Source organism: Tepidanaerobacter syntrophicus, assembly GCF_001485475.2.
In the GTDB taxonomy this organism is placed as follows: domain Bacteria; phylum Bacillota; class Thermosediminibacteria; order Thermosediminibacterales; family Tepidanaerobacteraceae; genus Tepidanaerobacter; species Tepidanaerobacter syntrophicus.
The window spans coordinates 229,786-250,351 of the sequence record NZ_DF976999.1 but is presented as its reverse complement, the minus strand read 5'-3'; the positions used below and the strand labels follow the sequence as shown (position 1 = coordinate 250,351).

Sequence of the window (20,566 nt, the reverse complement as noted above, 5' to 3'; positions counted from 1 at the left end):
GGATATATGAAAAAAGGCATCGTAATTTTTATGATACTTATAATGTTTGTAATGATTATACCACATTATGGATATGCAAAACCAATTTCAGAGAAAAAGGTCATAATGGTTATTCTTGATGACACAAATTATGAAGAAATGGTTACATATGGCGGGAAAAATATTGAGTATTTACTTAAAAACGGTGCACTTGGCCTTATGAATGTAAACTCCGCCAGCTCTTTTACATCTGCTAACTCATACGCGACTATCGGAGCAGGGGCGTATGCTACAAGTGCAAACTATGCAGCTTATGCAGGAGGTTATTATGATCTATTTCATAATGAACCCATAAATGTGGTTTATAAGCGAAATACAGGCAATGATATGAGTTTGGAAAACATCGCAAATGTGGGAATTACAGAACTTAATTTACAGAATAAAAAATTAAACCGCATTGCAAAACCTGCGCTTTTGGGAACACTGCTTCATGAAAATGGTTATAAGACAGCAATAATAGGGAATGAAGACACAGACTTTGATGATATAAAAATAAATGCATCACTTATAACCACAGATGAAAATGGGATAACAGATTTTGGAGTTGTAAATCAGACTTTGCTTGCACATGATCCTATGAGTCCTTACGGGATACGAAGTGATTATGATAAATTGTATACGGCTTTTTGCGATATAAAGGATAAGGCTGATTTTATCGTAATTCAACCCGGGGATATGTCAAGACTAAACAAATATATGGATATTGCCGAGGATAGATATAATGGAATAAAGTCTGAAATTTTCAGTCAGACAGATAAACTTATTGGAAAACTGTTTTCCCAAATTGATGATAATACCCTATTCTTGCTGGTTGTCCCCTTCCCCTCGACAGAAGATTCATCAGCCGGTAAAAGGCTTACTCCGATTATAGCTTTAAATAAAAATATCCCTTGCGGAACCTTAACGTCGGCCACTACAAAAAGAGATGGAATTGTAACTAACACAGATATTGCAGCATGTATTCTTGACTATTTTGGTATTCCAAAGGATGCTTCTATGACAGGACATAAATTGACTGCAAAAAACATAGAAAATCCATTAGGATATTTAGAAGAGCTTAATAGAATTGTAATTTTTAACTACAAAATACGTTCATCGGTTGTAAAGACATACATCGGATTCATTATAGGAGTCCTTATACTATTTCTAATATCTATAAAGTATTTTGAAAAATATTTAACCTATGTAAAATTCCTGTTAATAGGAGTTCTAATAACCCCGACAATGCTGCTGCTTTTACCTCTGGCAAGCCCCTGGAGCGTACCTAAGTTTGTTTTATGCCTTATAGGCAGCGTACTTTTAGTAAGCTTACTAGTTTTTTATTTCTTAAAAGACAACTTAAAGATTTTTATAGCAACTTGCCTTCCACCGGTGCTTATAATACTTATAGATACATTTTTAGAAAATCCTCTAATGAGGGTTTCGATTTTAGGATATGATCCTATAGTAGGAGCAAGATTTTATGGAATCGGCAATGAATATATGGGATTTTTGATAGGCGCAGCCATAATCGGCATCGCTGCTATTATGGACCGGGCAGGGGGCAAGCAGAAAATTATAAAGATATTAAGCATGGTTTTTTACTTAGTAATCCTGCTTACACTTATGGCACCTTCATTAGGGACAAATGTAGGAGGCTCGATGGCAGCGTTTATCGGTTTTGGTGTATCAGTTATCTTAAATACAAGGGGAAAACTTACAAAAAAAGACTTTTTAGTACTTATTTGCCTTTTAGTAGTATCTATTTTAGCCTTATTTATATATGATGGCATGCGGCCGTCTTCTAATGCCCAATCTCATATCGGACAGACCACTGAGCTTATAAAGCACAATAGCTTTTTTGCCTTGTTTCAGATATTCGCAAGAAAGCTATCGATGAACTACAAACTCATAAGGTATTCATCCTGGGTCTGGGTGCTTTTTGGCACTGTGGCTACTTTATGCATACTTTTTGCAAGGCCTGTGGGCATCTTGAAAGAAATATTTAGAAAACATGTTTATCTTTATTTTGGATTTATAGCAGGCATTATAGCTACGCTTGCTGCCCTTGCCTTTAATGATTCAGGAGTTGTGGCAGCTGCTACTATGATGATACCGCTTACGATACCCTTAATTATGATGTGCATTGACGAAATAGAGAACAACAAACAAATGACCAAAAATGGAACGGAGGTATGATTTTGAGCAAAGATATTGTAAAGCCTGCAACATTACCGGGCTTTTTAGAACTTTTACCGCAAGATCAAATACTTTTTAACGAGATTAAAGATGTGATAAGAAAAACATATGAAAATTACGGTTTTGTGCCGATTGAAACCCCTCTTATCGAAAGGTCCGAAATACTTCTTGCAAAGGGCGGAGGAGAAACTGAGAAGCAGATATATCGGTTTACCAAAGGCGATACAGATATGGCATTAAGGTTTGATCTTACAGTGCCTCTTGCAAGGTATGTGGCACAGCATTTTTCAGAACTAAATTTTCCGTTTAGAAGATACCATATCGGCAAGGTTTACAGAGGAGAAAAGAGCCAGAGGGGAAGATTTAGAGAATTTTATCAATGCGATGTAGATATTATAGGCAATGGAAGATTAAGCGTAATTTATGATGCTGAGATTGTAAGCATAATATACTCCACGTTTAAAAATCTGGGCTTTGGTAATTTTACAATACGGATAAACAATAGAAAAATCTTAAACGGCTTTTTTGGCTCGTTAAATATAGAAGATACAACTGAAGTTTTAAGGGCAGTTGATAAACTGGAAAAAATAGGAGAAAAGGGTGTTATCAGCGAACTTTCGAAACTAGGACTTTCGAATGATACATCGCATGAGATATTAAAATTTGTCAAAATAAAAGGAACAAATGAGGAAAAACTTGCATCGCTTAAAGCACTTAATCTTACATCTGCAATGTTTAAAGAAGGTATAGAGGAACTGGAAAAGGTCACAGAATATGCTGAAGCATTTGGCGTTCCGCCTGCAAATTACTCCATTGACTTGACTATTGCAAGGGGGCTGGACTATTACACCGGCACGGTATATGAAACCTTTCTTGATGATTATCCGGAAATTGGCAGTGTCTGTTCAGGAGGCAGATATGAGAATCTGGCAGAATATTATACAACTCAAAAGCTGCCGGGAGTAGGAGTTTCAATAGGACTTACTCGCCTTTTTTATCAACTAAAAGAAGCGGGCCTTCTTAAAGAAGATTCTCCAATAACTTTTACAAAGGTTTTAGTGATACCCATGGAAGAAAAATTCAACCTGAATGCTATAAAAGTTGCAAATACCCTCAGAGCAAATGGCATTGTCTCCGAAATACACTTTGAAGATGTAAAAATAAGCAAAAAACTAAGTTATGCCAACAACCTTAAAATCCCTTACGTGATATTTATAGGCGAAGAAGAAACAGAAAACAATAAGGTCTCCCTAAAAGACATGAAGTCAGGTGTTCAAAAACTTCTAGAGCTGGAAGAAGCGGTTAAAATCATACAAGAACAACTTGCTCAGAATTCCTGAAATCCTTGAATCAGATGCGCCAATATCATTTATGATAATAATATAACTGACAAAATTATACTATTAGAAATAATAAACTGAGCCTGCGCAATTATTAGCGCAGGCACCTTTAATTTAACTTCCGAATTGAGCATTGTAAAGCCTATAGTATAGTCCTTGCTTGCTGATGAGTTCCTGATGGCTTCCTTCCTCGACTATTCCATCTTTAGTCAAAACAAATATACGCCCTGCGTGCCTTATAGTGGCCAGTCTATGTGCTATTATTAATGTGGTCCGGTTTTTTGAAAGTGCAAATAATGACTCTTGAATAATTTGTTCAGTTTCATTATCCAAAGCAGATGTAGCTTCATCTAAGATTAAAATAGGCGGGTCTTTCAAAAATATCCTTGCAATAGCCAGCCGCTGTTTTTGACCGCCGGAAAGCTTAACCCCCCGTTCGCCTATATAGGTATCGTATCCGTTTTCAAGTTCCATTATAAAGTCATGGGCATTGGCTTTTTTGGCAGCCTTTATTATTTCTTCATCTGATGCATCCGGCTTTCCATAAGCTATGTTATCCCGAACGGTGCCGGTAAACAAAAATACATTTTGTTGAACTATACCTATATTTTGTCTTAATGATTTTTGAGTGACATTTCGGATATCTATTCCATCGATGTAGATTGCCCCTTCTTCGATTTCGTAAAACCTGGGAATAAGGCTTGCTAGCGTTGTTTTTCCGGCGCCGGAAGGCCCAACAAAAGCCACAGTTTCTCCGGCGTTTATTTTAAAGCTTATATTTGAAAAAACCTCTGTCTTATTATCATAGCTAAATGCCACATTATCAAAAACTATATTTCCCCTAACCTTGTCCAGCGGTATTGCACCGGGTTTATCGACTATCTCCGGTTCAATTTCCATAATCTCCCTAAATCTTCTAAAACCTGCCATACCGCTTTGATATATCTCAAGCAGAGACATTATGCGCCGCAGAGGCTGCAAAAACATAGATACATAAAGGAGAAAACCCACCAGCTCGCCTGTTGTCATCATATTGCTGTAGCAAAGCCATCCACCGGCGATTAGCACCACAAGGTTTATAAAATTCGAAAGAAAATCCATTCCCGAAAAGAACTCGGCCATTGTTTTATATGCTTTTTGTTTTGCCTGTCTAAAACCTTCATTTCCAAATTGAAATTTTATTTTTTCATAGTCTTCATTTGTAAATGCCTTTACTTCTCTGATGCCCGATATACTGTCTTCTAGTTGGGCATTTATGTCAGCGATTTTCAGCCGCGTATTCCTAAAAGCCTGCTCCATTTGCTGGTTTTTGCTTATAGAAAACCAAGCCATAAAAGGCATTATGGCAAAAATCAATAGTGTTAGCTGCCAATTTGTATTTAAAAGAATAAAAAAGGTGCCAATCAATGTAACTGATGCGATAAATAAGTCTTCGGGACCGTGATGCGCCAGTTCCGATATCTCGTTTAGGTCATTGACGATCCTGGACATTATATGTCCGGTTTTATTATTGTCAAAATAAGTAAAGGAGAGTTTTTGTATGTGGTTAAAAAGGTCTTGGCGCATATCATATTCAATTTTGGTTCCAAGGGTATGACCATAATAATGGACGATATATCCTAATATATACCTTATAATATAAAGGAAAAATAGGAATATTCCGATTCTAATTACCAATTGAATATTTCTCTGAGGCAGCAGATCATCTATAACAATATTAACAACCTTTGGAAAAACTAAATCCAGAAGAGATGCAAGAAAAGCACTGCCGAAGTCCAATAAAAATAGCGGCACATGGGCCCTGTAATATTTTGTAAATTCCCGTATCATTTTTTCACCCTCAAGAATAATTCCAGCTAAAACCATTATAAGAAAATAAAAGGATAAAATCAATGGAAGTATATCTTATGGAATTTTGTTTATTTGCCCTGCATAATATGTTAAACTGTATTTATAGTGTGATATATTCAGATATTTGTTGAAGGGGAGGTAATATATCTTGAAGTTAATTATAAAAAATGGCCGGGTTTTGCTCTTTGAAAAAGATAAGGCAGTAGTTAAAAAAGTTGATATAGGTATAGAGAATTCAAAAATTGTTCAGGTTGGAGAAATTAGCGAAGGTTTTGGTGCTGATAAAATCATTGATGCAAATAATATGTTAGTTATGCCGGGCTTTATAAACACTCACACACACCTTGCAATGAATCTTTTTAGAAATTATGCAGATGATATGCTGCTCCAGGATTGGCTTACGAAGAAGATATGGCCTCTTGAGAAAAAACTGACTGCTGAAGCCGTTTATTGGGCATCTGTCCTAGGAATCGCAGAACTTATAAAAAGCGGCGTAACCGGATTTCTTGATATGTATTTTTTTGTAGAAGAAACCATTAAAGTCGCCCTGGAAACAGGAGTTAGGGCGTATATTGCAAGAGGACTTACTGATGAACCGTTAGGTATGGAATTTCAATTAAAAGAAACAAAAGAGCTTTATAGAAAATTTGACGGCAAGGATGGAAGAATTAAGATTTTTGCCGGTCCCCATGCTCCTTATACCTGCAGTCCGCGCTATCTCAAGAAGGTAAAGGCACTGGCGGATGAATTGGGGATAGGAATTCATATTCATCTTTCGGAAACGCGGCAAGAAGTAAATGACAGTATAAAACAATGGCGAAAGACACCGATAAAACATGTATATGATCTGGGAATTTTTGAAAGACCCACCATTGCAGCTCACTGTGTCCATGTTGATGACGACGATATCCAGATACTTAAAGAATGCAATGTAAGCGTAGCCTATAACCCTACCAGCAATTTAAAGCTTGCCAGCGGTTTTGCGCCTGTTGAAAAGATGGTAAAAGCCGGAGTAAATGTATCCCTTGGCACTGATGGGGCTTCATCTAACAACAACCTTAATATGTTTGAAGAAATTCACCTTGCATCAATAGTAAATAAATGCGTAAACAATGATGCTGTATCAATTCCTGCAGAAACTGCTATAAAGATGGCAACAATAAATGGAGCTAAAGCGCTTGGAGTCGATGGTGAACTTGGAAGCATAGATGTTGGAAAGAAGGCAGATATTATACTCATCGACCTAAATAAGCCTCATTTATGTCCTCTACACAACCCTCTATCCGCTGTATGCTACTGCGCCCAAGCATCTGATGTACACACTGTAATTGTAGATGGAAAGATACTTATGGAAAATTATGAACTTAAAACAATAGACTTAGAGAAGGCCATGTACAATACGGCGCGCTGCGCTCAAAAGCTAACAGGAGCTTAAAGCTGAAGGGATGTGAAAATATATGGAAAAAGCAATAATAGGCGGAACCGGAGTTTACGATATAGGCGAAGCCTGCTCTCGAGAAATCGAAACCGAATACGGATCAGTTACAATTGATGTGGTAAAAACAAAAAGTGGCGAAGAAGTCGCATTTCTTGCAAGACATGGGAAGGGACATTCGGTGCCGCCTCATTTAATAAATTACAGGGCAAATATCAAGGCACTAAAAGACATAGGTGTAAAATACATATATACCACCTGCGCCGTAGGTTCATGCAATGAAAACTTTGCCCCGGCAGATGTTGTAGTATTAAAGGATTTCCTTGATTTTACTAAGACGCGCCCTCTTACATTTTATGAAGGTGGAGAAAAGGGCGTTGTCCATGTTGCCATGGATGCCCCGTATTGCCCGAATCTTGGAAGAAAGTTTAAAGAATACGCCAAAACCATGGGTCTTAACATAAAAGGCGATGCAGTCTATGCATGCACTGAAGGCCCGAGATTTGAAACCGCCAGCGAAATCAAAATGTATAAAATGCTGGGAGCAGATGTAGTCGGTATGACAAACGTGCCTGAAGTGGTCCTTGCCAAAGAGCTGGGCATGTGCTATCAGGCAATAGGAATTGTTACTAATTGGTGCACCGGAATAAAGGGCGATGTGGCAGGTCATGATATTAAAGGTGCAGTGGAGAGCAATAAGGCGCTTATTTCGGAAATATTTATGACAGTTTTTACCGAAGAAGAACTTTCCCAAGATGATTGCAAATGTAATGCTTCTTTAATCAAGCTATAATATGAATAAAAAATGATTGTTACTAAAACGGAGGAATAAAAATGAACGACGATTATGGTTTTGATACCCTTTCAATACATGGTAAAAATGAAGAAAATAATCCTGCAAATGCTTTGAATCCGCCGATATTCATGACATCTACGTACGTGTTTGATGATGTGCAAGATGCCGAAGATATAATGAATTTTAGAAAAGAGGGGTATTTATACACAAGAGGTAATAACCCTACTTTAAGGCTGTTTGAAAAGAGGATGGCAGGCCTTGAAGATGGCAGAGACGCTGTAGCATTTGCCTCAGGAATGTCTGCTATTACATCGGTTCTCTTTTCATTTCTTTCCCCGGGCGACACCTTACTTACCCATACAGTTCTTTATGGTTCCAGCTATACCGCAACCCATAAATTGCTTACAAAATATAAAATTAACTGCAAGAGCGTAGATTTTACGGACCTTGAAGCGGTAAAAGCTGCGATAGATGCAAATACCAAAGTCCTCTATTTTGAAACGCCGGCAAATCCGAGCCTTGACATCATAGATATTCGCAAGGTTTCAGAGATAGCGAAGGCTCACAATGCAAAAGTTGTAGTCGATAACACATTTGCGACTCCGTATTTTCAAAAACCACTTTCCCTAGGCGCAGATGTGGCAGTTCACAGCGCAACTAAGTATATTTGCGGCCATGGTGATGCGCTGGGAGGAGTAGCGGTTTCCAAAGATGTAGATTATATACGGGATTTGAAATTCGAGTATATGTGTGAATTTGGGGGAGTCATGAGTCCGTTTAATGCTTGGCTCATGCTGCGAGGCTTAAAAACTCTAGGTCTTAGAATGCGCCAACACGAGGCCAATGCAATTGCTATTGCAAAGTTTCTTAAAGGCCACCCAAAAATCGAATCTGTGATATATCCCGGACTTGAAACCGCGAAGGGTCACCTTTTAGCAAAAGAGCAAATGAGCGGCTTTGGAGCTATGATAAGTTTTGAGGTAAAAGGTGGTCTTGAAGCTGCAAAAAAATTCGTGAATAATGTGAAATTGGCTAAGCTTGCAGTAAGTCTTGGAGATTGCGAGACCCTTATTGAGCTTCCGGCAGCAATGACTCATGCCGGCTATCCAAAAGAAAAGTTAAGAGAGTTTGGACTTACCGAAAGTATGGTTCGACTTTCGGTTGGGATAGAAGACGTAAAAGATATTATTGGCGACCTTTCAAGAGCTCTTGACACCTTAAACTAAAGTTTTGCAAGGAGATTTTAAGCAATGACACTAAAATTGGGCATATTTTCATGGTTTGGTTTTGTCATGCCTATATTCGAAAGACTTGATCTCATAAAAAGCGCCGGTTTTGAGGCAACTTCACTATGGTGGGAAGACGAAGAGGGAACACCTTGTATTCCTAAAAATGCAATGCCGGAAATGGTTAGAGAGGCAGGACTGTATCTGGAAAACATTCATGCCCCTTTTACTGATTCCGCTGATTTATGGAGCGAGAGCAAGTCCGCTCGACAAAAAATTCTAAAAGAGCATACGGCATGGCTTGAAGATTGCGCAAAACATGAGATACCTATTATGGTAATGCATATTGTAGAAGGAGATAAAATCCCAACTATAAATAAATATGGAATCGAAAGCTTATCTTACCTTACAAAAAAAGCCGAGGAATATAATGTAAAAATTGCGCTGGAAAATACAAAGATGACCGGAGGAATACCTTTTATATTATCAGAAATAGAATCGCCAAATCTAGGACTTTGCTATGATACTTCTCATGCAGTGCTAAATCACGAGGAAAACCTATTAGAAGACTTTGGTGAAAAATTAATAGCCTTACATATTTCGGATAATGATGGAAAGCGGGACAGACATTGGCTTCCCGGAGGTGGCACAATTAACTGGAATAAATTTACGGATAAATTTCCCGCCAAAACGTTTCATGGAGGCTTAACCCTTGAGGTATATCCGACAGATGAAGAAAGTAAAGCAGGAGCAGATACTTTTTTGCTAAAGGCATTTAAAAGTATTTCGCGATTAGCTGCAATGATTGATTATAAGAGGGAGGATATTGGTGTTTCCTGAGTGGAAAAATTGGCGACATGTTGTAAAACTTGATCCGGACAAACCGGCAGATGAATGGTTGGTACAGAAAGTTGTAGAAAGCGGTACTGATGCTATTGTTGTAGGAGGGACTCAAAATATTACACGACAAAATGTCCTAAAGCTTTTCAAACTATTAAAACCATATCCACTGCCTAAGGTTTTAGAAGTTTCTACGATAAATGCTATAACGTTTGGCTTTGATGGTTACTTAATACCCATTGTTTTAAATTCCAATGATCCTCGGTGGATTATAGGGGCGCATAAGGAAGCTGTCAAACTTGTAGGCGACCTTATGGAGTGGGATGAAATTCTTCCCGAAGGTTATATCATACTCAATCCTGACTGTGCTGCTGCAAAACTTAGTAAAGCACTTTGCCCTTTAGGAAAAGAAGATGCCTTAGCATACGCAAATTGCGCAGAGCACCTTTTCTCCCTTCCACTGATTTACATAGAATACAGCGGAACCTTTGGCGATACTGAACTTATTTCTCATATCAAAAAAGGAACTAATAAAGCGAAAATATTCTATGGTGGCGGGATTGATGATGCTAAAAAAGCAGAAATCGCAAGCAAATTTGCGGATACCATTGTAGTTGGAAACATGATTTATACTGACTCGATAAAAAATTTAAAGGACACGGTGAAAGCGGCAAAATCCACGAACCTAGAATTATGAAAAATATATGAAGGATTTTGCAAATTTTTGTGGAATAATATATTCACAAGACTTCATTCCGGGAGGTTGAAAAATGTCACAAAACCTGGATTTTAATATTAATCTTTATACAGATGGCGAAATGCTTTTCAATATTTTAAAGGTGTTTATAAGGGATTACAAAAATTCTACTTGGCCCCATGAAATTGAACGCGTCGAATTTGCAAAAAAATTGTTGGCGGATGCCCTAAGGGCTTATGAAGAAGGGATTAAAGCTAAAGAAGAGCGTATCCAACAAGGATTTTACATCGACCAGGACCTTAAGATTGTGGAGGATATGAAGGCTCGTCTTGATTATTGGAAGAATAAATACTATGAATTAGTTGGAGAGCAATTGTGATTAAGTTTTTTATCTAGTTTTAACGGTTTTTAAGCCTGCCTGTTTTTTGGCAGGTTTTTTACATTTTACAAGTTTCTTGATTTTAGTAGGCAAACATATGTATAATATTAATAGTGCTTATGTTAATTGTTTTAATATGGAGGAAATTAGATGGAACTTACAAAACTTAGGGGACGCACTTACTATATCCAGGCACCTACCAATGTTGGTGTTTATAGATATAAAAACGGGTTATGCGCCCTGATAGACACGGGACTTGATAATACAACAGGCAGAAAACTTTTAGAAACATTGGAAGAAAACGGACTTAAGGTAAAGTATATCTTAAATACCCATGCACATCCTGATCACTTTGGGGCGGATAATTTTATAAAAGAAAATCAGCCTGCTTCGATTATAGGAGCATCACCACTAGAAAAGGTGTTTATGGAAAACAGCAATATGGAAAATATTATATTATATGGCGCTGCGCCGATGCCGGGACTTTCCACGCGAGTCTTGAAGGCTAAAGATACAGCAGTAGACATAGAACTTACGGAGGGTTTTGTTGAACTTGGCGACAAGAAATTTGAGATAGTGCCTCTTGAAGGCCATACAATCGGCCAAATAGGAATCGTTACCGAAGATGGGGTTATTTTTTGCGGAGACGCCTTTTTTAGCGAGGATAAAATGGAAAAATATCCTCTGCCCTTTGTCTTTGATGTGGGAGCGCATTTGAAGACATTGGAGTTTTTACTTGAATCTAACTATGATTGCTACGTAATTTCTCACTGCGACGGACCGGTAGAAAACCCAAAGTCTTTAATACAAAAAAATATTGACAATATAAATGAGAATCTTGGATTGATAACCGATATTCTTTCTCAGCCTCAAACTAGAGAAGACTTGACAGAACTAATAATAAAAAAGTATGATATACCAATGAATATATCTCAGTACTTTATAACAATAACCTCTGTGAGTGCTTTTTTAACCTTTCTTCTTGAAAAACAATCAATAAGTATGGATATAATAGATGGGAAGATGTATTTTTATGTTTAAATCCCCGAGGGAGATGCAGTAAAGATGAATACTAAAAGAAATGATATAAGAAATATAGCTATTATAGCTCACGTAGACCACGGCAAGACGACACTTGTTGACGGAATGCTAAAACAAAGTGGTATATTTCGCCAGAACCAAAAAGTTGAAGAGCGAATAATGGACTCAAACGAAATTGAACGTGAGCGCGGCATAACTATTTTAGCAAAGAACACAGCAGTAACATATAACGGAATAAAAATAAATATTATTGACACCCCCGGCCACGCTGATTTTGGCGGAGAGGTAGAGCGGGTTTTAAAGATGGTGGACGGTGTTCTTTTGCTGGTCGATGCTTTTGAAGGTCCCATGCCTCAAACGCGTTTTGTGCTGAAAAAAGCGCTGGCGCTAGATTTGCCGGCAATTGTTGTGATAAATAAGATTGATAGACCTGATGCCAGGGTAAACCAAGTATTAGATGAGATACTAGAGCTTTTTATTGATTTAGGTGCAAATGACTCACAGATAGAGTTTCCCGTAATATATGCTTCTGCAAGAGACGGGTATGCGAAACTTGATTTAAACGACACGTCAAATGATTTAAAACCTCTATTTGAAGCTATAATAAACTATGTGCCAGCTCCTGTGGGGGACCCAGATGCTCCTGTCCAGGTGCTGATTACCACCCTTGATTATGATGAATATGTAGGCAGAATCGCTATTGGCAGAGTATTTCGCGGCACGATTATAGTTGGACAAGAATATGCGGTATGCAAAAAAGACGGGTCGATTGAAAAAGTTAAGATAAGCAATCTTTTTGAATTTAACGGCTTAAAAAGAGAACCTGCTGAATCTGCTACAGTCGGAGATATTATAGCTGTTACCGGCATCGAAGATATCGAAATAGGGGAAACTATTGCAGATGCGGAAAAACCTGAACCGGTGCCTTATGTAAATATAGATGAGCCGACTCTTTCTATGATATTTAGTGTTAATAATAGTCCTTTTGCAGGCAAGGAAGGGGAATACATTACTTCTCGGCACCTGAGAGACAGACTTTTTAAAGAAGCCAGAAGCAATGTAAGCCTTAGAGTTGAAGAAACAGATAGTCCCGATAAATTCAAGGTTTCCGGCAGAGGAGAACTGCATCTTTCTGTGCTGATAGAGACCATGAGGCGAGAGGGTTTTGAATTTCAGGTATCAAAGCCCACCGTAATCATGAAAGAAGTAAACGGCAAGATTATGGAACCTATTGAATCTGTTGTTATAGATGTTCCTGAAGCCTATGTAGGAATTGTTATGGAAAAAATGGGTATGCGGCGCGGCCAGCTCCTTAGCATGGAAAATCTCAGCGGCAACTCCGTAAGGCTTGAATTCGAAATTCCCACAAGAGGTCTTTTAGGCTATCGGTCTGAATTCATAACTGATACCAAGGGTGAAGGTATTATCAACTCGGTTTTTGCAGGCTTTGCTCCCTACAAAGGCGATATACCTACAAGAAACAGAGGATCCCTTATAGCCTTTGAAACTGGAGAAAGCAACACCTACGGTCTTTACAACGCCCAGGAGCGAGGAACGCTTTTTATCGGTCCCCAGACAAAAGTCTATGAGGGGATGATAGTGGGCGAAAACTCAAGACCAGATGACCTGGATATCAATGTTTGCAAGAAAAAGCATATTACAAATTTGCGTTCTTCAACTGCTGAAGAGACTTTAAGACTGACTCCTCCAAAAGAAATGACCCTCGAAAAGTGCCTCGAATTTATCGCAGATGACGAGCTTCTAGAAGTGACGCCGAAAAGCCTCAGGATGAGAAAGGCAGTGCTCTCCCGCCAAGATCGGCAGAAAATGAAAGGAAGAACAAGTAAAGTAAATTAACTAAACCCGTGACAATAAGCAGAAAAAGCGGTATAATTTAATTGTAGTAAATTTCACATGGAGGTGTCGACAATGGCGGTAAATACAGTAAAAGCAAAAGCTGATTGGAAAAGTGGCACTTTAGTGGAATGTGCGGCCAGAAACTTTAAGGTTACAGTTGATGAGCCTATAAGCGATGGCGGCACAGACACAGCTATGAATCCTGTTGAATTATTGTTATGTGCCCTAGGCGGCTGCATGAGTATTGTAGCAAGTTCCTTTGCTCCAAAATTTAATGTAGATCTTAAGGGTTTTTCAGTGGAGCTGGAAGGCGACATAGACCCTGACGGTTTTACAGGCAAAAATCCTAATGTAAGAAAGGGTTTTTCGGAAATCCGCTATAAAATGCATATAGTATCCGACTCTCCAAAAGAGAATATAGATAGATTGTATAAATTTATCGAGACACACTGTCCTGTAAAAGATACCTTGGCAGGAGTGCCGGTAGTTGGGACATATGAGGTTAAAGCTTAGTTAAATTTCTTCATAATGCCGCCGGAATCAGTTTCCGGCGGCATTATAGTATATTACCGAAACAAGAGGTGCTGTAATAGTGAACGAAAATCTTACATTAGTATCTAATAAATCACAGCCGAATGAACTTTTAATGTTACTTCTTGAAAATAGAGGAAGATATATTTCAGGCGAAAAAATCAGCAAAGACTTTGGTATAAGCCGCACAGCAGTATGGAAGCAAATAAATACATTAAGAGAGTGGGGTTATAAAATAAAATCCTCATCGCGCTTAGGCTATTGTATCGAAGAGTCGCCGGACCTCTTGCTTCCTGAAGAGATATGGTCGTCCTGCGATTTATCTATTTTGGGGAGCGAAATTTATTATTATTCACTTATCGACTCAACTAATAATGCGGCAAAAAAAATAGCTCAAGAAGGGGCGCCTGAGGGAACATTAGTGATAGCGGAAAGACAAAACAGAGGCAGGGGACGTATAGAAAGACAGTGGCAGTCGCCGCTGGGCGGAATTTGGCTTTCTGTGATTCTAAGACCTTATTTATTACCCCAAGACGCTCCAAAGCTTACCATTATGACGGCAGTTGCGGTAGCTGAAGCTATTAGGTCTGAAATAGAAATTGAAGCAGACATAAAATGGCCTAATGACATTTTAATTCACGGCAAAAAAGTATGCGGCATCCTCACTGAAATGAGCGCTGAATTAGATGCCGTAAATTATGTGGTAATCGGTGTTGGGATTAATGCAAATAACGACAGTTTTTCCGAAGAGCTAAAGGATATCGCTGTCTCCTTGAAGGAAGTAAAAGGACAGAAGATAAATAGATTAAAGTTATTGTGTGCAGTTCTCAGTAAACTTGAGGATTATTACGAAAAAGCTGAGACAGAAGGGTTTTACGAGATACTTGAAAGATGGAAATCATTATGTGTAAATCTGGGCAAAAAAGTAAACATAAAAAGCATAAACGGCAGCTTTGAAGGAACTGCCGTAGATATTGATGAGTTCGGAGCTTTATTAGTTAAAAAACAGGATGGGGATATTGCAAGGGTATTAAGCGGAGATGTATCTTTGAGACAAAACGAAGATTAAGATTTAGCAGCTGCATATGTTTTTGCAAGTTCAAGAAGAGTATCCCTGTTATTCAAAGAAGGGTCTTCCAAAACTTTATCCAGCAAAAAATTTAGGATTTCACCTATTTGCGGACCTGCTGGCATTTTTAGTTCTGTCATGATGTCTTTACCGGTAACTGCAAGATCCTTTATTTGATAGTCGCTGTTCTCTTCTTTAATAACTTCAAGATCCATAATCAGCTTTTTAAGTCCGGGAGAATAAATCGTATCGAACCCGCTGGCTATCTTGTCTGCTACACGCAGATCTATCAAGTCGTATATATTTTCCCAGCCCACTTTTGACACAAGCCTTCTTGCATCTGCCAAAGAAGAATCTTTAGTATAGTAAAACATGTGGTTTTCAATCAAGAGAACCACTTTTTTTATTGTTTTGTTGTCAAACCGAAGCCTTTGAAGGATTTTCTTTGCAACAGCTGCTGATTTGATTTGGTGTTTGGGGAATTTTATGCCATCCTCCCCGTTTACCGCTGTTGCGGGTTTTGCAATATCATGGAGAAGAGCAGCGAGCCTCAACGACAATGTGTTTCTTATTATTTTACACGCTATAAGGTTATGCTCTAAGACATCGACAGGCTTGTTTGAATGCATAACTCCCATGCCCGCCATAAGTTCTGGTATTATATAGTTCATGAGATCAGTTATCACGAGAGTTATTAGACCTTCGAAATTATAATCCGCCGTCAAGATTTTTGAAAGCTCATCTCGTATTCGCTCCCAAGAAACAGTAGCCAGTTCGCAAGATTGTGCTTTTAAAGCATAAAGCGTAGAAGCTTCGATTGAAAAGCCAAGCTGTGCCTGAAATCTTGCTGCGCGCATGGCTCTCAACGGATCTTCCCAGATTCTCCTAGTTGAACCGGTGCACCTGATAACCCTCTTTTCAATATCGTCGATTCCGCCAAATGGATCTATAAGCTTATCTTCTATTGGGTCATAGGCAATAGAATTAATGGTAAAGTCCCGACGGGAAAGGTCGGTATATATAGTGCCGCCAAAAGTATAGTTAGGCTTGCGCCCTGGTGCGTCGTTTCTATATGGGGTTATTTCTACCTTTATGCCATCTTCTACTATAAGCATAGTGCCAAAATCGCCATAAGGTTTTGCATTTGGGAAAACTGACTTAATTTCATCTGGGAATGCATTAGTCGTTATATCAAAGTCGGAAATTTCTCTATTTATTATTATATCCCTTATTGTTCCCCCCACAACATAAGCTTCAAATCCTGCAGACTTAAGCTTAAGGCATATCTCTTTGATTTTAAACGGCAAATTAAACTGAATCATAGCAAAACCCCAAATCGAGTATTTTTATTTATATTATACACTAATATGTATGCTTAACAAAGCAAAAAAAGGAACAGAGAAGCAAGCATAGCACAGAGGGAACAAGAACAGAAGGAACAGGAACAGGGGTGAACACAGGAGGCAGGAATAACACACAGGGACGGTTCTTTTGTGTTGTCTGACAACACAAAAGAACCGTCCCTGTGTGTTCTGTAAAATAATGTTGACATAAATAAATTTTGTATATATACTGTATATATACTATATACACAGATAAGGAGGAATTATGTTTATACCTATCTCTAACAATGATCCAAGACCCCTTTATGAGCAAATTTTTGAAGGTATAAAAAATAAAATCTTAACCGGTGAACTTGCGCCTGGAGATGCCCTGCCATCAATAAGACAGTTGGCTCAAGACTTAAAGACAAGCGTCATAACTACAAAGCGAGCCTATTTTGAACTCGAACAGCAAAAACTTATTGTTACACGGCCGGGCAAAGGAAGTTTCGTGGCTGATTATGATGCAGATAAAATTGCGTCTATGCGAAGGGCTGAAATCGAGCAGCAAATGCGGGAGATAATTACCGAAGCTAAGAAAAACGGAGTTTTGAAAAAAGAGCTGGAAGAGATGTTTCGTAAAATTCTTGAGGAGGAGTATTGATGGAAAATATACTAGAAGTAATAAATCTGAACAAACGTTTTAATAGTTTTGCGTTGTCTGATATAAACATTACGCTGCCAAAAGGCTACATAATGGGATTTATCGGTGCAAACGGCGCAGGAAAAACCACAACGATAAAATTAATAATGAATATGATAAGACGCGATTCGGGCAAAATAAATATTTTTGGAAAAGACAACATAAAATACGAAATCCCAATAAAAAACAAAATAGGGTACGTGCATGAGCAGCCAATTTTTTACGATGATTTGACGGTGGGATGGACGGGAAATTTTGCAGGAAAATTTTATTCAGATTGGGATGATGAGAGATTTAATGAGCTTCTTGAAAAGTTTTGTATAAAAAAATCACAAATAGTAAAGCAGCTTTCAAAAGGGACAAAAATGAAAACAGCGTTAGCCCTAGCACTTTCTCATAAACCAGAGCTGCTTATATTAGATGAACCAACCTCGGGCTTAGATCCTGTGATAAGAGATGAACTACTAGATATCCTAATGGAATTTATTCAAAACGAAGAGCATGGCGTGTTTTTTTCATCACATATTACCTCGGACATAGAAAAAATTGCAGACTATATAACATTAATTAATGAAGGAAGAATAATTTTTTCAGAGGAAAAGGACAAAATATTAAATTCATGGAAGCTGGTCAAAGGTGATGTTAGGAAGATAGAAGAATATAAAGATGATTTAATGGGCATAAAGATATCAAGAACCGGCTTTAGCGGCATAGTAGAAGACATTGAATCTTTTAAATCACGTCATGATGTTTCTTCGCTTGTAATAGATAGAACAACCCTTGATGATATCCTTATTCATCTTACAAAAAAGGAGAATTGACATATGATACACCTTGTTATGAAAGACTTTTATGTTAATAGAAAATATTTGTTATTAATTTCAATGCTTGTTTGTTTTATCTTAATTCTTAGCGGACCATCGTCTTCTGTCGCTATTTTTGCAGGAGGCTTTGCATCATACAGCATGCTTATAAGGAGCTGCTTTTACGATGATAAAGATAAGGGTGACATATTTTTAAGAACACTGCCGATAAAAGCATCTGTAATCGTTTTAAGCAAATATATATTTCTATTGTCGATGCTTATTATTGTTGCTGTAGTTTCTTTACTGTTTAGTTTATTAATTAAAGAAGATTTTCGCGCTTATTACATGAGTTTTATGTTTTTTGTTCCAATTATATGCTTTATCAATGCCATCTACCTTCCTGCATTTTTTAAATATGGTTATGAAAAGGCGACAACATACCAGACCCTATTATTTCTTGTAATGATATTTCTGCCATTTGGGTTCGAGAAGATAGGAAGTTTGATGCAAATGCAGGATTTTAATTTCTTGTCTTCTATTATATCTCTTATCACCTCAAGCAGCATTTATACAACATTTCTTGTAGTTTGTGCATTATCCCTTGCTTTGCTTGCTATATCTTACAAATTTTCTTTGAAGCTATATCTTGCCCGGTGACTTTTATCTGTCACACACTTGCTTATTCATTTGCGAAAAAGGTGCGGCAATTGCCGAAAGGCAAGGACGGTTCGAAAGGTGGGAAAGGGGGGAAAGGGGGAACACACAGGGACGGTTCTTTTGTGTTGTCAGACAACACAAAAGAACCGTCCCTGTGTGTTATTCCCTGTGTGTTATTCTTGTGACAAAGATGTCGCACCTAATTTAGTTATCCTAAAATTTTCTTCAAGTCTTCATCAGGGGTGCTGATTTGAGTAATATTAAATTTTTCTACTAGAACATTTAACACATCTTGAGACAGGAATGCCGGCAATGTAGGTCCAAGATATATATTCTTGATATTAAGCGCTAAAAGCGTAAGGAGAATACATACCGCTTTTTGTTCATACCATGATAAAACAAGAGTTAGGGGAAGATCGTTTACGCTGCAGTTAAATGCTTTTGCAAGTTCTGTTGCTACCACAATAGCGGAATATGCATCATTGCACTGACCCATGTCCATAATCCTTGGAAGACCGCCTATTTTCCCTAAATCAAGGTCATTGAAGCGGTATTTACCACAAGCAAGGGTGAGAACCACCGAATCCTTGGGTGTCTTTTTAACAAACTCGGTATAATAATTTCGCCCTGGCCTTGCTCCATCGCATCCGCCCACTAAGAATATATGCTTTATATCTCCGGCCTTTACGGCTTCTATCACTTTGTCCGCAACACCTAAAACAGCGTTTCTTGCAAACCCGGTCATGACTTCGGTTCCGCCGTTAATTCCGGTAAATATTTTATCCTCAGGATATCCGCCAAGCTCCAAAGCCTTGTTTATTACAGGTGAAAAATCCTTTATACCATTCTTACCTTCACTAATGTGCTGTGTTTGGGGATAGCCTACCACGCCTGTAGTAAAAACTCTATCTGCATAACTTGCCTTCGGCGGCATTAGGCAATTTGTTGTAAATAAAATCGGAGCCGGAACCCCGTCGAATTCTCTTTGCTGATTTTGCCAAGCAGTCCCAAAATTGCCCTTGAGATGAGGGTATTTTTTAAGCTCAGGATAACCGTGAGCCGGCAGCATTTCGCCGTGGGTGTATATATTAATTCCTTTTCCTTCCGTCTGCTCCAGCAGCTGTTTTAAGTCCAGAAGGTCATGGCCTGTAATGATTATAAACGGTCCTTTTTCTACCTTCATAGGAACCGTTGTAGGAACGGGGTGGCCGAAAGCAGAGGTATTTGCTTCATCTAAAAGCGCCATACACTGCAAGTTTACGTTGCCAAACTCCATCAAAAGATTTAACGCTTCATCCGTGGAATGATCTTCCCCAATCGCCTTCATTCCTTTATAAAACCAATTTATAATATCCTTGTCTTCTTTTCCGAGAATATGAGCATGCCATGCATAGGCTGCCATGCCTCGCATTCCAAAGAGCAGCGTTGACCGCAGTGAACGCGCATTTACATCGTCATCCCATAATTTATCTTGAGGAAAATCTTCAGCTCCGCCAAGTTTTTCCTTTTCTGTTTTTACAAGCTCTATTAACTCCTGGATTCTATTTGGATCAAAGTTGACATTTGTAACGGTTGCAAATAATCCTTCCATCATTAATTTGTCAGCTTCCGGCCCGGGGCTTTTACCATCTGCAGCTCTTGCAAGCTCGATAAGCGCGCAAGTAAGTTCATCTTGCTTTTGCGCAACGCTTGCATCTTTACCGCAAACCCCGACTTTGGTGCAGCCTTTGCCGCCTGCAGTTTGTTCACATTGAAAACAAAACATTGTCCAACACCTCTTTCTTTATGTTTTTTCTATT

Annotated in this window: 18 protein-coding genes; 15 read left to right on the top strand and 3 right to left on the bottom strand. The window is 38.4% G+C overall.

Annotation, left to right across the window (positions count from 1 at the left end):
- The first annotated feature begins 6 nt into the window (after nucleotides 1-6).
- Complete coding sequence (locus TSYNT_RS02065; protein WP_059031500.1) at nucleotides 7-2,217, top strand: alkaline phosphatase family protein; 2,211 nt, start codon at nucleotides 7-9, stop codon at nucleotides 2,215-2,217.
- Between the two features lie 2 nt (nucleotides 2,218-2,219).
- Nucleotides 2,220-3,557, top strand: coding sequence for a histidine--tRNA ligase (gene hisS / locus TSYNT_RS02060; RefSeq protein ID WP_059031499.1), 1,338 nt, complete (start codon nucleotides 2,220-2,222; stop codon nucleotides 3,555-3,557).
- 114 nt (nucleotides 3,558-3,671) lie between these two features.
- On the opposite strand, the gene TSYNT_RS02055 is transcribed toward hisS, so the two are convergent.
- Nucleotides 3,672-5,387 (bottom strand): ABC transporter ATP-binding protein, encoded by a 1,716-nt coding sequence (locus TSYNT_RS02055; RefSeq protein ID WP_059031692.1) that lies wholly within the window; start codon nucleotides 5,385-5,387, stop codon nucleotides 3,672-3,674.
- 169 nt (nucleotides 5,388-5,556) lie between these two features.
- Between TSYNT_RS02055 and TSYNT_RS02050 the strand changes: the two genes are divergently transcribed.
- From TSYNT_RS02050 to TSYNT_RS02005, 10 genes are all read left to right on the top strand, one after another.
- Nucleotides 5,557-6,843, top strand: coding sequence for an amidohydrolase (locus TSYNT_RS02050; protein WP_059031498.1), 1,287 nt, complete (start codon nucleotides 5,557-5,559; stop codon nucleotides 6,841-6,843).
- A 22-nt stretch (nucleotides 6,844-6,865) separates the two neighbouring features.
- Nucleotides 6,866-7,636: an MTAP family purine nucleoside phosphorylase gene (locus tag TSYNT_RS02045; protein WP_059031497.1), complete on the top strand. Its 771-nt coding sequence runs from the start codon at nucleotides 6,866-6,868 to the stop codon at nucleotides 7,634-7,636.
- A gap of 41 nt (nucleotides 7,637-7,677) precedes the next feature.
- Nucleotides 7,678-8,865: a trans-sulfuration enzyme family protein gene (locus tag TSYNT_RS02040; protein WP_083497605.1), complete on the top strand. Its 1,188-nt coding sequence runs from the start codon at nucleotides 7,678-7,680 to the stop codon at nucleotides 8,863-8,865.
- A 24-nt stretch (nucleotides 8,866-8,889) separates the two neighbouring features.
- Nucleotides 8,890-9,705: a sugar phosphate isomerase/epimerase family protein gene (locus TSYNT_RS02035; RefSeq protein ID WP_059031495.1), complete on the top strand. Its 816-nt coding sequence runs from the start codon at nucleotides 8,890-8,892 to the stop codon at nucleotides 9,703-9,705.
- On the top strand, nucleotides 9,695-10,402 hold the full coding sequence (gene pcrB / locus TSYNT_RS02030) for a heptaprenylglyceryl phosphate synthase (protein ID WP_059031494.1): 708 nt from the start codon (nucleotides 9,695-9,697) through the stop codon (nucleotides 10,400-10,402). The genes TSYNT_RS02035 and pcrB overlap by 11 nt, the downstream gene beginning before the upstream one ends.
- A gap of 73 nt (nucleotides 10,403-10,475) precedes the next feature.
- A complete protein-coding gene (locus tag TSYNT_RS02025; RefSeq protein WP_059031493.1) occupies nucleotides 10,476-10,781 on the top strand; it encodes a hypothetical protein in 306 nt (101 codons plus the stop codon).
- Between the two features lie 150 nt (nucleotides 10,782-10,931).
- Nucleotides 10,932-11,822: an MBL fold metallo-hydrolase gene (locus TSYNT_RS02020; RefSeq protein ID WP_059031492.1), complete on the top strand. Its 891-nt coding sequence runs from the start codon at nucleotides 10,932-10,934 to the stop codon at nucleotides 11,820-11,822.
- 24 nt (nucleotides 11,823-11,846) lie between these two features.
- Nucleotides 11,847-13,679 (top strand): translational GTPase TypA, encoded by a 1,833-nt coding sequence (gene typA, locus TSYNT_RS02015; RefSeq protein WP_059031491.1) that lies wholly within the window; start codon nucleotides 11,847-11,849, stop codon nucleotides 13,677-13,679.
- 72 nt (nucleotides 13,680-13,751) lie between these two features.
- Complete coding sequence (locus TSYNT_RS02010; RefSeq protein WP_059031490.1) at nucleotides 13,752-14,192, top strand: OsmC family protein; 441 nt, start codon at nucleotides 13,752-13,754, stop codon at nucleotides 14,190-14,192.
- 133 nt (nucleotides 14,193-14,325) lie between these two features.
- Nucleotides 14,326-15,279 (top strand): biotin--[acetyl-CoA-carboxylase] ligase, encoded by a 954-nt coding sequence (locus TSYNT_RS02005; protein ID WP_174221074.1) that lies wholly within the window; start codon nucleotides 14,326-14,328, stop codon nucleotides 15,277-15,279.
- Here the strand turns inward: TSYNT_RS02005 and TSYNT_RS02000 are convergent.
- A complete protein-coding gene (locus tag TSYNT_RS02000; RefSeq protein WP_059031488.1) occupies nucleotides 15,276-16,601 on the bottom strand; it encodes a CCA tRNA nucleotidyltransferase in 1,326 nt (441 codons plus the stop codon). The two genes, TSYNT_RS02005 and TSYNT_RS02000, sit on opposite strands and share 4 nt — an antisense overlap.
- Nucleotides 16,602-16,887: 286 nt before the next feature.
- Here TSYNT_RS02000 and TSYNT_RS01995 point away from each other — a divergent pair, with 286 nt between their 5' ends.
- Genes TSYNT_RS01995 through TSYNT_RS01985 form a run of 3 tightly spaced genes read left to right on the top strand, consistent with a single transcriptional unit; the run spans nucleotide 16,888 to nucleotide 18,767 of the window.
- Nucleotides 16,888-17,265, top strand: coding sequence for a GntR family transcriptional regulator (locus TSYNT_RS01995; protein WP_059031487.1), 378 nt, complete (start codon nucleotides 16,888-16,890; stop codon nucleotides 17,263-17,265).
- Entirely contained in the window at nucleotides 17,265-18,125 is an 861-nt protein-coding gene (locus tag TSYNT_RS01990; protein ID WP_059031486.1) for an ABC transporter ATP-binding protein, read from the top strand. The genes TSYNT_RS01995 and TSYNT_RS01990 overlap by 1 nt, the downstream gene beginning before the upstream one ends.
- 3 nt (nucleotides 18,126-18,128) lie before the next feature.
- Nucleotides 18,129-18,767, top strand: coding sequence for an ABC-2 transporter permease (locus TSYNT_RS01985; protein WP_059031485.1), 639 nt, complete (start codon nucleotides 18,129-18,131; stop codon nucleotides 18,765-18,767).
- A gap of 208 nt (nucleotides 18,768-18,975) precedes the next feature.
- Here TSYNT_RS01985 and hcp read toward each other — a convergent pair whose 3' ends face one another.
- On the bottom strand, nucleotides 18,976-20,532 hold the full coding sequence (gene hcp, locus TSYNT_RS01980; protein ID WP_059031484.1) for a hydroxylamine reductase: 1,557 nt from the start codon (nucleotides 20,530-20,532) through the stop codon (nucleotides 18,976-18,978).
- Nucleotides 20,533-20,566: the final 34 nt, after the last annotated feature.